This window comes from Streptomyces sp. NPDC051677, from assembly GCF_044453465.1.
In the GTDB taxonomy this organism is placed as follows: Bacteria; Actinomycetota; Actinomycetes; order Streptomycetales; family Streptomycetaceae; genus Streptomyces.
In genome coordinates, this window is the sequence record NZ_JBITCT010000020.1 from 116,424 (window position 1) to 129,913 (window position 13,490).

11 protein-coding genes are annotated in these 13,490 nt (G+C 73.5%); 9 read left to right on the top strand and 2 right to left on the bottom strand.

Annotated elements, in window-relative coordinates:
• Positions 1 to 18 precede the first annotated feature (18 nt).
• Both ACIBAF_RS24205 and ACIBAF_RS24210 read right to left on the bottom strand, forming a co-directional pair.
• Positions 19 to 516, bottom strand: a complete 498-nt coding sequence (locus tag ACIBAF_RS24205) for a DUF4439 domain-containing protein (RefSeq protein ID WP_399465569.1) — start codon at positions 514 to 516, stop codon at positions 19 to 21.
• Entirely contained in the window at positions 513 to 1,091 is a 579-nt protein-coding gene (locus ACIBAF_RS24210; protein WP_399465570.1) for a hypothetical protein, read from the bottom strand. The genes ACIBAF_RS24205 and ACIBAF_RS24210 overlap by 4 nt, the downstream gene beginning before the upstream one ends.
• A gap of 227 nt (positions 1,092 to 1,318) precedes the next feature.
• On the opposite strand from ACIBAF_RS24210, the gene rimP reads away from it, so the two are divergent.
• The 9 genes from rimP (at position 1,319) to ACIBAF_RS24255 (ending at position 13,438) form a co-directional block, all read left to right on the top strand.
• Positions 1,319 to 1,849 carry a ribosome maturation factor RimP gene (gene rimP / locus ACIBAF_RS24215; RefSeq protein ID WP_399465571.1) on the top strand — a complete coding sequence of 177 codons (531 nt, stop codon included), beginning with the start codon at positions 1,319 to 1,321 and terminating at the stop codon, positions 1,847 to 1,849.
• A gap of 2 nt (positions 1,850 to 1,851) precedes the next feature.
• On the top strand, positions 1,852 to 2,850 hold the full coding sequence (nusA, locus tag ACIBAF_RS24220; RefSeq protein WP_399465572.1) for a transcription termination factor NusA: 999 nt from the start codon (positions 1,852 to 1,854) through the stop codon (positions 2,848 to 2,850).
• Between the two features lie 101 nt (positions 2,851 to 2,951).
• Positions 2,952 to 3,248, top strand: a complete 297-nt coding sequence (locus ACIBAF_RS24225) for a YlxR family protein (protein ID WP_399465573.1) — start codon at positions 2,952 to 2,954, stop codon at positions 3,246 to 3,248.
• 148 nt (positions 3,249 to 3,396) lie between these two features.
• Positions 3,397 to 6,507: a translation initiation factor IF-2 gene (infB, locus tag ACIBAF_RS24230; protein ID WP_399465574.1), complete on the top strand. Its 3,111-nt coding sequence runs from the start codon at positions 3,397 to 3,399 to the stop codon at positions 6,505 to 6,507.
• A gap of 193 nt (positions 6,508 to 6,700) precedes the next feature.
• A complete protein-coding gene (locus ACIBAF_RS24235; RefSeq protein WP_399465575.1) occupies positions 6,701 to 6,994 on the top strand; it encodes a DUF503 domain-containing protein in 294 nt (97 codons plus the stop codon).
• 45 nt (positions 6,995 to 7,039) lie between these two features.
• Positions 7,040 to 7,489 (top strand): 30S ribosome-binding factor RbfA, encoded by a 450-nt coding sequence (rbfA, locus tag ACIBAF_RS24240; protein ID WP_399465576.1) that lies wholly within the window; start codon positions 7,040 to 7,042, stop codon positions 7,487 to 7,489.
• Positions 7,489 to 8,394, top strand: a complete 906-nt coding sequence (gene truB, locus ACIBAF_RS24245) for a tRNA pseudouridine(55) synthase TruB (RefSeq protein ID WP_399465578.1) — start codon at positions 7,489 to 7,491, stop codon at positions 8,392 to 8,394. Before rbfA ends, truB begins: the two co-directional genes overlap by 1 nt.
• Before the next feature lie 268 nt (positions 8,395 to 8,662).
• Positions 8,663 to 12,295, top strand: coding sequence for a trypsin-like peptidase domain-containing protein (locus ACIBAF_RS24250; protein WP_399465579.1), 3,633 nt, complete (start codon positions 8,663 to 8,665; stop codon positions 12,293 to 12,295).
• A gap of 198 nt (positions 12,296 to 12,493) precedes the next feature.
• Complete coding sequence (locus tag ACIBAF_RS24255; RefSeq protein WP_399465581.1) at positions 12,494 to 13,438, top strand: bifunctional riboflavin kinase/FAD synthetase; 945 nt, start codon at positions 12,494 to 12,496, stop codon at positions 13,436 to 13,438.
• The last annotated feature ends 52 nt before the right edge of the window (positions 13,439 to 13,490 follow it).

The following is a 13,490-nucleotide window of genomic DNA, read 5'->3' on the forward strand; positions in this document are numbered from 1 at the left end:
TTCCCTTCCGTCTCCCGGTCAAGCGGTCGGTGTCCCCGAAGCTCCTGCCCCAGCTCCTGCCGCGGCCGGATTCGTACCGGTCGTACCGGACCGTTCCGCGAGACCAGGGAAGGCTACGCTCCCGCCGCGCCAGCGCACCGCGCGGACCGCCGCCTCCCGCAGCGCCGCCGCCGCGTCCCGGCGCCGTGCCCCGGTGGCCGCGCGCACCAGGTCGGAGTACACCCCGGCCACCCGGTCCTCCAGCTGGGCGGCGAGCCGGACCGCCGCGACGGCGTCCGGCACCGCGAACGGCAGCGCGTACCCGGCGCTCGCGGCGACCGGCTCGGCGCCCACGCCGCGCACCGCACGCGCCAGCGCGTCCCGACGCGCCCGGTGCGCGTCGTACGCCGCCTGCGCTTCCGTGCGCCGCTCCGCACCGATGCGCCCGCCGACGACGCCGTACCCGTACACCGCGGCGTGCTCGGCGGCCAGCGCCGCCTGGAGTGCCGTCAGCTCCGCGCTCGTCTCCTCGCTCATCGGGTCCCCTCCGTCAACAGATAGGCGTGCGCCGCGCCGGCCGCTGCCACCGAGGCCAGCAGCCGGGCCAACTCGCCGGGGACGTCCAGCAGCTCGGTGGCCCTGCGGTCGGCGAGCGCCCGCTCGGCGGCGGCCAGCCCGGCGAGGGCGTCCTGCTCGGTCACCGGCGCGGCGGACGGCGCGGCCGAGGCCGCCGGAGCCGAGGAGGCGGGGGAGGAGGGCGACGAGGAGGAAGCGGGCGACGAGGGCGAGGGGGACGCGGACGCCTTGTGCACGCCCCCGAACGCCTCCACATGCCGTACGACCTCCGCCCGCAGCGGCGCCAGCCGCACCGCCAGCGTCGGATGGACGGCGAGGACGGCGTCGTAGCGCGCCACCAGACCGTTGCTCTGCTGGGCCGCACGCGCGCGTGCCCGCTCGGTGACCGACGGGCCGCCGCTCGCGCTCCCCTCGACCTCCTCGCTCTCCCCGGCGCCGGACGAGCAGCCCACGAGCAGCGCGGCTCCCGCGGCCGACGCGAGCAGGGATCTTCTGCGCGGCCCCGACGGGGTGCGCGAGGGAGGGGGGAACGGCACGGCAGACGTCCTCGGGGAACTCGTACGAAAGAAACACCAAGAAGGGCGGCAGGCCCGTGATCACCGTACCCGCGCACCCGTCCGCCATCACTCAGCGGCACCGTTTCACCGCATGTCCGGCCACCCTCCGTGCACGGGTGGACGGCAACACACCCTGCGACCGGATACCCTTTGACCAGACACGCGCCCCATCCCACAACAGCACACGCGGCCGAGGAGTCACCCGGATGAGCACCACCCAGAGCGAGAGGCTGCGAGAGCTCCTGGAACCGCTCGTCGCCTCCCAGGGACTGGATCTCGAAGAGATCACCGTGGACTCCGTCGGACGCAAGCGGGTGCTGAGCGTCGTCGTCGACTCCGACACCGGGGCGGACCTGGACAGAATCGCCGATGTGAGCCGCGCGCTCTCGGCGAAGCTCGACGAGACGGACGCGATGGGCGAGGGCGAGTACACCCTCGAGGTCGGCACCCCGGGCGCGGAGCGCGCCCTCACCGAGCACCGGCACTACGTGCGCGCCACGGCCCGGCTGGTGCGGTTCCAGCTGACCGAGGGCGGCGAACTGGTCGCCCGGATCCTGAAGGTCGACGACGAGGGGCTCGACGTCGAGGTGCCGGGCGTGAAGGGCCGCAAGGCCACCGCCCGCAGACTCGCCTTCGGCGACATCGACAAGGCGCGCGTGCAGGTCGAGTTCAACCGCAAGGACAAGCACGACGAGCACGACGACAACGACGAGAACGAGAAGGAAGAGGAGGCGTAGCCGTGGACATCGACATGAGTGCCCTGCGGGGCTTGGTTCGGGAGAAGGAGATCTCCTTCGACCTGCTGGTCGAGGCGATCGAGTCGGCCCTCCTCATCGCCTACCACCGCACCGAGGGAAGCCGCCGTCACGCGCGCGTGGAGCTCAACCGGGAGACCGGACATGTGACCGTGTGGGCGAAAGAGGACCCCGACGACCTCGAAGAGGGGCAGGAGCCCCGCACGTTCGACGACACCCCGTCCGACTTCGGCCGTATCGCCGCCACCACGGCCAAGCAGGTGATCCTGCAGCGCCTGCGCGACGCCGAGGACGACGCGACGCTCGGCGAGTACGCCGGCCGTGAGGGCGACATCGTCACCGGCGTGGTCCAGCAGGGCCGCGACCCGAAGAACGTGCTGGTGGACATCGGCAAGCTGGAGGCCATCCTGCCGGTGCAGGAGCAGGTCCCCGGCGAGACGTACTCGCACGGCCTGCGCCTGCGGTCCTACGTCGTCCGGGTGGCGAAGGGCGTGCGCGGCCCGTCCGTGACGCTGTCGCGGACGCACCCCAATCTGGTGAAGAAGCTCTTCGCCCTGGAGGTGCCGGAGATCGCCGACGGCTCCGTCGAGATCGCCGCGATCGCACGCGAGGCCGGTCACCGTACGAAGATCGCCGTCAGGTCCACCCGTTCGGGTCTGAACGCCAAGGGCGCCTGCATCGGCCCCATGGGCGGCCGGGTGCGCAACGTCATGGGCGAGCTGAACGGCGAGAAGATCGACATCGTCGACTGGTCGGACGACCCGGCCGAGATGGTGGCGAACGCGCTGTCCCCGGCCCGGGTCTCCAAGGTCGAGGTCGTCGACCTCGCGGCCCGCTCCGCGCGCGTGACGGTGCCGGACTACCAACTGTCCCTGGCGATCGGCAAGGAAGGGCAGAACGCCCGGCTCGCCGCCCGGCTGACCGGCTGGCGGATCGACATCCGTCCGGACACCGAACAGCCCGCCGAGCAGCCCGGGGAATAGATCTCGGCCTGCCGAGGCTCAGATCACGACAGATGTAACGCGGCAACTGTTCGAATCCTGGCCCAAAGGGGTGAGGTCGCCGCGGGGAGGTAGACTTAACAGTGTCTGGCCGGACGCACGCCGGAGCATGCCCTGAACGCACCTGTGTGGGGTGCCGGAAGCGAGCGGCCAAGACGGAGCTGCTGCGCATCGTGGCGATCAAGGACGCATGCGTCCCCGATCCTCGCGGTACGCTGCCCGGCCGGGGTGCGTATCTGCATCCCGCCCCGGTCTGTCTCGACCAGGCGGTACGCCGCAGGGCGTTCACGAGGGCGTTGCGAGCCCCGGGAGCGCTCGACACAAAGGCGTTGCGCCAGTACGTCGAGCAGACGACCGTTGCCGAGCAGGCAACACCGTAAGAAGGCGTCGCGCGGAAACCCCCGCGCGGCTCTGGTACCCCGCGAGTTGGAAGTAGGTCGAGATTGCGATGAGCACTCGATGAGCACGCGATGAGTACGCCCATGAAGTAGCGACGGTCCGGACACACCCGGACCTAAAAGGAGCGAAGTGGCTAAGGTCCGGGTATACGAACTCGCCAAGGAGTTCGGGGTGGAGAGCAAGGTCGTCATGGCCAAGCTCCAGGAACTCGGTGAATTCGTCCGTTCGGCGTCTTCGACCATCGAAGCGCCCGTTGTCCGCAAACTGACAGACGCCTTCCAGGGCGGCGGCAAGCCCGCCCCGCGCAAGGCTGCCCCCAGGCCCGCGGCGCCTTCCCCGGCGCAGGCGGCCCGTCCGGGTCCGGCTGCTCCGCGGCCGGCCGCCCCCAAGCCCCCCGCGGCCCAGCCGCCCGCGGCTCCGGCCGCGCCGGTGGCCCCGGCCGCCTCGTCGGCCCCCGCGCCGGCTGCTCCCGGCCCGCGTCCGGTGCCGGGTCCCAAGCCCGCGCCGCGTCCGGCCCCGGCCGCCCCGGAGTTCACCGCTCCGCCGGCCGCCCCGGCCGCTCCCGCCCAGTCCGGTCCGGCGCAGTCCGGCCCGCGTCCGGCCTCCCAGGGTCCGCGCCCCGGCGCGCCCCGTCCCGGTGGCCGTCCCGCGCCCGGTCAGGGTCAGGACCGCGGTGACCGCGGCCAGCGTCCGGCCGCAGCGCAGGGTCCGCGCCCCGGTGGCGCCGGCGCCCCGCGTCCGGGCGGCGCCCGTCCGTCGGGTCCGCGTCCGGGCAACAACCCCTTCACCTCCGGCGGCAACGCCGGTATGGCGCGCCCGCAGGCGCCCCGTCCGCAGGGCGCACCGCGTCCCGGCGGCCCCGGTGGCGCTCCCGGCGCCGGTCCCCGTCCCCAGGGCCCCGGTGGCCAGGGCGGCGGTCCGCGTCCGCAGGCTCCGGGCGGCGCCCGTCCGAGCCCGGGCGGCATGCCTCGCCCGCAGGGTGCAGGCCCCGGCGGCCCGCGTCCGGGCGGTCCGCGTCCCAACCCCGGCATGATGCCGCAGCGTCCCGCTGCCGGCCCGCGTCCCGGCGGCGGCCCCGGCGGCCGCGGTCCGGGCGGCGGCGCCGGTCGTCCCGGCGGCGGTCGTCCCGGTGGCGGCGGCGGCTTCGCCGGCCGTCCGGCCGGTCCCGGCGGCGGCGCCCGTCCCGGTGGCGGCGGCGGCTTCGCCGGTCGTCCCGGTGGCGGTGGCCCCGGCGGCGGTGGCGGCGGCTTCGGCGGCGGCGGTGGCCGTCCCGGCTTCGGCGGTCGTCCCGGCGGTCCCGGTGGCCGTGGTGGCACGCAGGGCGCCTTCGGTCGTCCCGGCGGTCCCGCGCGTCGCGGTCGCAAGTCGAAGCGGCAGAGGCGCCAGGAGTACGAGGCCATGCAGGCCCCGTCGGTCGGCGGCGTGATGCTGCCTCGCGGCAACGGCGAGACCATTCGCCTGTCGCGCGGTGCGTCCCTCACCGACTTCGCCGAGAAGATCAACGCCAACCCGGCGTCGCTCGTCGCGGTCATGATGAACCTCGGCGAGATGGTCACGGCCACGCAGTCCGTCTCCGACGAGACGCTGCAGCTCCTCGCGGGCGAGATGAACTACGAGGTTCAGATCGTCAGCCCCGAGGAGGAGGACCGCGAGCTGCTCGAGTCCTTCGACATCGAGTTCGGCGAGGACGAGGGCGAGGACGAGGACCTGGTGGTCCGTCCGCCTGTCGTCACCGTCATGGGTCACGTCGACCACGGTAAGACCCGACTGCTCGACGCCATCCGCAAGACGAACGTCATCGCGGGCGAGGCCGGCGGCATCACCCAGCACATCGGTGCCTACCAGGTCTCGACCCAGGTCAACGAAGAGGACCGCGCGATCACCTTCATCGACACCCCGGGTCACGAGGCGTTCACCGCCATGCGTGCCCGAGGCGCCCGGTCGACGGACATCGCGATCCTGGTCGTCGCGGCCAACGACGGCGTCATGCCGCAGACGGTCGAGGCGCTCAACCACGCCAAGGCGGCCGACGTCCCGATCGTCGTCGCGGTCAACAAGATCGACGTCGAGGGCGCCGACCCGACCAAGGTGCGCGGTCAGCTCACCGAGTTCGGTCTGGTGGCCGAGGAGTACGGCGGCGACACCATGTTCGTCGACATCTCCGCCAAGCAGGGTCTGAACATCGACTCGCTGCTGGAGGCCGTGATCCTCACGGCCGACGCCTCGCTCGACCTGCGGGCCAACCCCAGCCAGGACGCGCAGGGCATCTCGATCGAGTCCCGTCTCGACCGCGGCCGCGGCGCCGTGGCGACGGTCCTCGTCCAGCGAGGCACGCTGCGGGTCGGCGACACGATGGTCGTGGGCGACGCCTACGGTCGTGTGCGCGCCATGCTCGACGACAACGGCAACAACGTCGCCGAGGCCGGCCCGTCGACGCCGGTCCAGGTCCTGGGCCTGACCAACGTCCCGGGTGCGGGCGACAACTTCCTCGTCGTCGACGAGGACCGCACCGCCCGCCAGATCGCCGAGAAGCGTGCGGCCCGCGAGCGCAACGCCGCGTTCGCCAAGCGCACGCGCAGGTTCTCCCTGGAGAACCTGGACGCCGCCCTGAAGGCCGGCGAGGTCCAGCAGCTGAACCTGATCATCAAGGGTGACGCTTCCGGTTCGGTGGAGGCCCTCGAGTCCTCCCTGCTCCAGCTGGACGTCGGCGAAGAGGTCGACATCCGCGTCCTGCACCGCGGCGTCGGTGCGGTCACGGAGTCCGACATCGACCTGGCGATGGGCTCGGACGCCATCGTGATCGGCTTCAACGTCCGTGCGGCCGGTCGTGCCGCGCAGATGGCCGAGCGCGAGGGCGTGGACGTCCGGTACTACTCGGTCATCTACCAGGCGATCGAGGAGATCGAGGCGGCCCTGAAGGGCATGCTGAAGCCGGAGTACGAGGAGGTCGAGCTCGGCACGGCGGAGATCCGCGAGATCTTCAAGTCGTCCAAGCTGGGCAACATCGCCGGTGTCCTCATCCGCTCGGGCGAGGTCAAGCGCAACACGAAGGCCCGACTCATCCGCGACGGCAAGGTCATCGCGGAGAGCCTCAACATCGAGGGCCTGCGTCGCTTCAAGGACGACGTCACCGAGATCCGCGAAGGGTTCGAGGGCGGTATCAACCTCGGCAACTTCAACGACATCAAGATCGACGACGTCATCGCGACGTACGAGATGCGGGAGAAGCCCCGCGTGTAACGCCGATGGTCGCTGCCGGCCGACGGGACATGGTCCCGTCGGCCGGTGCGCCGTCCCGGGGGCTGCCGCCCCCGAACCCCGGGGGTAAAACCCCGTCGAGCCGCCGTCCCGATCGTTGTACCGTTCTTGATGTCCCTGTCCCATGGACGGCAGGGCCATCGATCCCGTACCGGCGGGTGAACCGGCTACACACATGTACGTGGGGACTCTGTCCTTCGACCTTCTCCTCGGCGACGTACGGTCGTTGAAGGAGAAGCGCTCCGTCGTCCGTCCCATCGTCGCCGAGCTCCAGCGCAAGTACGCGGTGAGCGCGGCCGAGGTGGACAACCAGGACCTCCATCGCCGGGCCAAGATCGGCCTCGCTGTGGTCTCCGGGGACGCGGAGCACCTGACCGATGTGCTGGACCGGTGTGAACGGCTGGTCGCCGCCCGCCCCGAGGTGGAGCTGCTGTCGGTCAGACGCCGCTTCCACGGCGAAGACGACTGACCGACCGAAGAAACGCAAGAAGAAGAAAGAACGGGAGACGGACCAGTGGCCGACAACGCGCGCGCCAAGAGGCTGGCGGACCTCATCCGAGAGGTGGTGGCCCAGAAGCTGCAGCGCGGGATCAAGGACCCGCGGCTCGGATCCCACGTCACCATCACGGACACCCGGGTCACAGGTGACCTCAGGGAGGCGACCGTCTTCTACACCGTGTACGGGGGCGACGAGGAGCGTGCGGCCGCGGCCGCCGGCCTGGAGAGCGCCAAGGGCATCCTGCGCTCCGAGGTGGGCCGCGCGGCGGGCGTGAAGTTCACCCCGACGCTCGCCTTCGTCGCCGACGCCCTGCCGGACAACGCCCGCACCATCGACGACCTCCTCGACAAGGCGCGCGCCGCCGACGAGAAGGTCCGCGAGGCGTCCGCGGGCGCCGGGTACGCGGGCGGGGCCGACCCGTACAAGAAGCCCGGTGACGAGGACGAGACGGACGACTCCGCCTGATGAACCGCAAGCCGACCCCGCCCGACGGCCTTGTCATCGTCGACAAGCCGTCGGGCTTCACGTCGCACGACGTCGTGGCCAAGATGCGGGGGATCGCGAAGACCCGCCGCGTCGGCCACGCCGGCACGCTCGACCCGATGGCGACGGGCGTCCTCGTCCTCGGCATCGAGAAGGCGACCAAGCTCCTCGGGCACCTCGCGCTCACCGAGAAGGAGTACCTGGGCACGATCCGGCTCGGCCAGACGACGCTGACGGACGACGCTGAGGGCGAGATCACGGGGTCCACGGACGCCTCGAAGGTCACCCGGGACGCGATCGACACGGGCGTCGCCAAGCTGAGCGGCGACATCATGCAGGTGCCGTCCAAGGTCAGCGCCATCAAGATCGACGGCGTCCGCTCCTACAAGCGGGCCCGCGACGGCGAGGACTTCGAGATCCCGGCCCGCCCCGTCACCGTCTCCTCCTTCTCGGTGTACGACGTCCGCGACGCCGTCGCCGAGGACGGCACCCCGGTCCTGGACCTGGTCGTGTCCGTCGTCTGCTCCTCCGGCACCTACATCCGGGCCCTCGCCCGCGACCTGGGCGCCGACCTCGGCGTCGGCGGCCACCTCACCGCCCTGCGCCGCACCCGCGTCGGCCCCTACAAGCTGGACTCGGCCAGGACGCTCGACCAGCTCCAGCAGGAGCTGAGCGTGATGCCCATCGCCGACGCGGCCGCCGCCGCGTTCCCCCGCTGGAACGTGGACGCCAAGCGGGCCCGGCTGCTCCTGAACGGCGTACGCCTGGAGATGCCCGACGAGTACGCGGGCGTCGGCGCCGTGGCCGTCTTCGACCCCGACGGCCGCTTCCTGGCCCTGGTGGAGGAGCAGAAGGGGAAGGCGAAGAGCCTGGCCGTGCTCGGCTGACCGGCTCCGGAGAGTCCTTCTGTCGTTGCCCGTGGAGCGGCGAACACGGGGTTGTGCTGCGCCGCCGCTCCACGGTCCCCCCTCGGTTCCCCCACCCCTAGGGTGTATCCAACGTCCCCCGTTCAGTCACCCGTCCGGGCAGGCGCTCGGGGTGAACCGAGGGAGTGCAGGGGGGCGCGTTCGTTGCGCGATCTGTCCCGCTGATCATCCCGCCCCTACCGTCGGACAGAGGACAGAGGACAGGCGGGCACGGCGGGGAGGTACCACGATGGCGGGACGAGGCCCGTGGACCGGCGGAGGCGATCGCGCACACACCGAACCCACAGGCGTCGCTCCCGGCCCTGCCCCTTCTCCCGACGCCTGCCTGGTCCGCATCCGCGACCTCGCCGGCCGCCCCCGCGGCACCGGCTTCGTCGCCGACCACCACGGCACGGTGATCACCAGCCACGAGGCCGTCGACGGCCTGCCCCGGCTCGTTCTGTACGCCGCCGACGACCGCGGCTGCGTGGTGACCGCCGACGCGGTGACGCCCCTCCCGGAGCTCGACCTGGCCCTCGTCCGCACCGAGGGCCTCGGCGTGGACCCCCTGCCGGTGACCGTGCGAGAGGGAGTCGAGCCCGGCAGATACGTCCGGCTGGCCGCCGGCTGCTGGCGCGAGGCGCGGGTGCTGACCGAGACGCGCGTGACGTACACGGCCACCGACCGTCTCCACGTCCTCGACGACGCCCTGGAACTGGCGATCGGCACGGCGGGCCGGGACGCGCTGCGGCTGGGCGGCGGCGCGGCCGGCGGCCCTGTCCTCGACGCCGAGACCGGGGCGGTCGTCGCCGTCCTCGGCACCGCACTGCGGTCCGAGGACCGCGACGTCGGCTTCGCGGTGCCCCTGCGTCCTGGCGCCCGGGTTCCGGACGGCGACGGCTCGGCGGCGGAGCCGTCCCCGCGGGTGGCGCCGGCTCCGGTCGACGGTCCCCTCGCCGAGTTGCTCGCCCGCAACGCGGCGACCGTGCCCGCGTACGGGGCCGACCTCAACCTGGCGAGCGTCCTGGAACTGACGGCCACGTCGGTCGGCTCGGACGGGCCGCCCGGCGCCCTGGGGCGCGCCGGGTCCGGCTCCCGTGTCGCCGCCTCGGAACCGGTCGAACGCGCCCATCTGGCACGGGAGTTCGCCGCGTTCGCCACGAGCCCGGCGGCCGTCCTCGGCCTCGTCGGCGCACCGGGCAGCGGCCGTACGACGGAGCTCGCGGTCCTCGCCGCCCGCCGCGCCCGGGGCGCACGGCCTGCCCCCACCCTGTGGCTGCGCGGCGCCGACCTGCGCAACGAGGACGACTCACTCGCCGACGCGGCCCGCCGCACCCTGACCCGGGCGGCCCGCATCGTCGCGGCTTCGGACACAGCTGCGGACACGGCCGCGGCTTCGATGCCGGGCTCGGGGTCTTCCCGCTCTTCCGATTCCTCAGGCTCCTGTGGTCCCTCCGGGCTCGGTGACGTCAGTCCCGAGCGGCTCGCCCGGCTCGCGCGGGCCGTCGGGCGGCCCCTGCTCCTGCTCCTCGACGGTCCCGAGGAGATGCCCCCGGTCCTCGCGCACCGGCTCGCCGAGTGGACCGAGGGCACGGCGGAGTGGCTGCGGGAGACGGGGGCGCGGCTGGTGGTGGCGTGCCGTGGGGAGTACTGGGAGCAGGCGGGCGCGGAGTTCCCGCCGGAGACGCTGTACGGGGTCGCGGCGGCCGGAGACCCGCTCCCGCCCTGCGTCCGCCTGGGCGACCTCACCCCCGACGAGGCACGCGAGGCCCGCGCCCGCTACACCCTGCCCGACGCCGTCCTCGCCGCCCCCGACGACCGGCACCCCCTCACCCTCCGTCTCCTCTCCGAAATCCGCGCCGCCCTCCCCGGCCCCCCGGAGCAAGGTCCCGTCGACCGGGACGACGTCCTCGCCGCCCACCTGGACCTGATGTGTCTGCGCATCGCGGTCCGCCTCGCCGCCGAGAACGGGCTGCGCGGCACCGCCGTACGACGCCTCGCGACGAAGGTCGCCGGCCAGGTGCACGAAGCCGCCCGGCGCAGCCTCGGGCCGGGACAGGGCGAGCTGGACCGGGCGTCGTTCGAGGCGGTGTTCCCCTGGGGGCCCGCACCCGCCCGCCTCGGCGGCGGCGCCGGCTGGGCGTCCGCCGTCCTCACCGAGGGCCTCCTCGTGCCCGCGGGCACCGGCTACCGCTTCGCCCACGAGGAACTCGCCGACTGGATCCAGGGCATCCACCTCGACCTGGACGAAGCCCTGCGCGCGCTGGTCCACGACCGCCGCGCCCCGGAGCACGGCGGTCACCCGCTGCCCGTTCCGCACCACCGCATCGGCCCCGTCGTCCAAGCGCTGCTGCTCGTCGCCCGCCAGCAGGGAGCCCATCGACTCGCCGCTCGGCTGAGGGAGTTGGTCCACGCCCTGGAGGCCGACCCGGACTCGTGGTGGGCCGCCCGACTGCTCGCCGAGACCCTGCTGCGGGTCCCCGACGCGACGCCGTACACGGGTGTCCTGCGCCTGCTGGCGGACCGGATCGGCGCGGGGGCCGGGGCGGCGGAGGGCGGCCGGGGCGTGGACTTCGGTCCCTCCTTCTGGACGGAGATCGCCCTGCCGCTCGACGCGCGCCTCGACCTGCTGCGCCGTCTGGTCCTCGCCGACGGCGGCCCGCGCGACGCGGACGCGCCCCGCTACCTCGACGCCGTCGCCCGGCTCCTCACCGTCGACCCCACCGCCGTACAGCCGTATCTCATCCAGTGGTTCGACGATGAGCGGCCGTTGCCCGCGACCCCGCACGCCACCGTGGCGACGGCCGCGCAGGCGTTGCTGCACACCCACCGGCGCCGGGCGCTGGACGACCTCACGGAGGTGCTCGTCGACTGCGCGCACCACCGCGCCGACGAGCTGCTCGCCGTGCTGGCGGAGGACGAGCCGTCCGCGCTGTGCCGGGCCGTGGACCGGTGGGCGCACGACGAGCGGCAGGCCCGCCGGGTCGCGGCGGCGGCGCACGGACTGCGCGCCGCCCCGCACGCGACGACGGACGCCGACCGTCGGCTGCTGCGCGACGCGGCCCTCGCCCTGCTCGCCCGCCCCGCCGACCGCGCCCTGCACGGCGGGGCGCTCGCCCTTCTCGTCCGGGACCCCGAGTCCCGGTCCCACCACCTCCCGCAGGCACTGGAGCGGTTCGAGGCGGGCGACCCGCAGCTGCCGCCGGGCGCGCTGCTCGCCGCCCTGAGCACCCACCCCGAGCCGGTCCTGGACGCCTTCCGGAACCGCCTGAGCGGCCCCGACCGCGCGGACGCGGGCAGCGCCCTGCGCGCGCTCGCCGACGTCACCACACCCGACCTGGCCCACCGGGTGGCCGTCCTCGTGCGGGACGTGCTGGAGCGGCGGCCGGCTTGCGCCGGGCACGTGGCCGCGTACGTCGACCGGCGGCTCGACCACGGACCGGCCGTCCGTGCCGTGCTCCTTCCGCTGGTCACGGGCCTGCTGGACGGCGGCGGCCCCGAGCAGGCACGGGCCGCGCTGGCCGGCGTGCTGGCCGCGCCCGGCGCCCCGGACTCGGGCCCCCTGCGCCGCGAACTCCTGGAGCGCCTCCTCGCGCACGAACACGCCCCCGCCGTCCTGGCCGCCGTGCTGCACGGGGCCGCCGGGCGCAGCGGCGAGGACCTGCGCGACCTCGTCCACCGCACCGGCCTCCTCCTCGTCCGCACCCCGGACGGCGCGACCTGCTTCGACCGCGCTCTGGTCGACCTGGGGCGGCAGGTGCCGGGCTTCGCCGCGCAGGTGGTGCACTGGCTCACCGACGCGCCGGGGGAGTGGGCCGTGGTGATCGGCCCCAGCGCCCGCCGGATGATCGAGAACCTGGCGGCGGTGCGGGTGCCCGCCTGAAGCGCGCGCCTGCGGTCCTGAGCGGGACCTTGCGTACCGTCGTGCGTGGCGCCCTGCGTGGCGCCCTGCGTGGGTCGTCGTGCGTGGGGCGGGTCACAGCCTCCATGCCGATGCGGGCACGGGCCACCCGGCATGGCACCCTTAGACCTGCGTAAGAGGCAATGCTAGATACGGACACGGGTTCGAGGAGCGGTCACAGTGCAGCGCTGGCGTGGCTTGGAGGACATCCCCGAGGACTGGGGACGCAGCGTCGTCACCATCGGTTCTTACGACGGGGTCCACCGCGGGCACCAGCTGATCATCCGCCATGCCGTGGAACGCGCCCGCGAACTGGGCGTTCCCTCCGTCATCGTCACCTTCGACCCGCACCCCAGCGAGGTCGTCCGCCCCGGCAGCCACCCGCCGCTGCTCGCCCCGCACCACCGCCGCGCCGAGCTGATGGCGGAACTGGGCGTGGACGCGCTGCTGATCCTCCCCTTCACGACGGAGTTCTCGAAGCTGTCCCCGGCGGACTTCGTGGTCAAGGTCCTGGTCGACCGGCTGCACGCCAAGGCCGTCGTCGAGGGCCCCAACTTCCGCTTCGGCCACAAGGCGGCGGGCAACGTCGAGTTCCTCGCCGAGCAGGGCAAGGTCTACGACTTCGAGGTCGAGGTCGTCGACCTGGTGCTGTGCGGCGAGGCGGGCGGCGGCCAGCCGTTCTCCTCGACGCTGACGCGACGGCTGGTCGCCGAGGGCGACGTCGAGGGCGCGGCGGAGATCCTCGGCCGCCCGCACCGGGTGGAGGGGGTCGTGGTGCGCGGGGCCCAGCGGGGACGCGAACTCGGCTTCCCGACCGCGAACGTCGAGACGCTGCCGCACACCGCGATCCCGGCGGACGGCGTCTACGCGGGCTGGCTGCACGTCGACGGCGAGGCCATGCCGGCCGCGATCTCCGTCGGCACGAACCCGCAGTTCGACGGCACCGAGCGCACGGTGGAGGCCTACGCCATCGACCGCGTCGGCCTCGACCTCTACGGCCTGCACGTCGCCGTCGACTTCCTCGCCTTCGTGCGCGGCCAGGCGAAGTTCGAGTCGCTGGAAGGTCTGCTGGAGCAGATGGCGCAGGACGTGAAGCGCTGCCGGGAGTTGGTGGCGGCGCAGTAGCGAACGGCCGAAGGGCGGCCGGTGTCCCAGGACACCGGCCGCCCTTCGGCGT

Bases quoted from the DNA above. Each gene is read 5' to 3' on its own strand.
- rimP (WP_399465571.1), top strand. From the start codon at position 1,319: ATGAGCACCACCCAGAGCGAGAGGCTGCGAGAGCTCCTGGAACCGCTC.
- ACIBAF_RS24250 (WP_399465579.1), top strand. From the start codon at position 8,663: ATGGCGGGACGAGGCCCGTGGACCGGCGGAGGCGATCGCGCACACACC.
- ACIBAF_RS24235 (WP_399465575.1), top strand. From the start codon at position 6,701: ATGTACGTGGGGACTCTGTCCTTCGACCTTCTCCTCGGCGACGTACGG.
- ACIBAF_RS24205 (WP_399465569.1), bottom strand. From the start codon at position 516: ATGAGCGAGGAGACGAGCGCGGAGCTGACGGCACTCCAGGCGGCGCTG.
- truB (WP_399465578.1), top strand. From the start codon at position 7,489: ATGAACCGCAAGCCGACCCCGCCCGACGGCCTTGTCATCGTCGACAAG.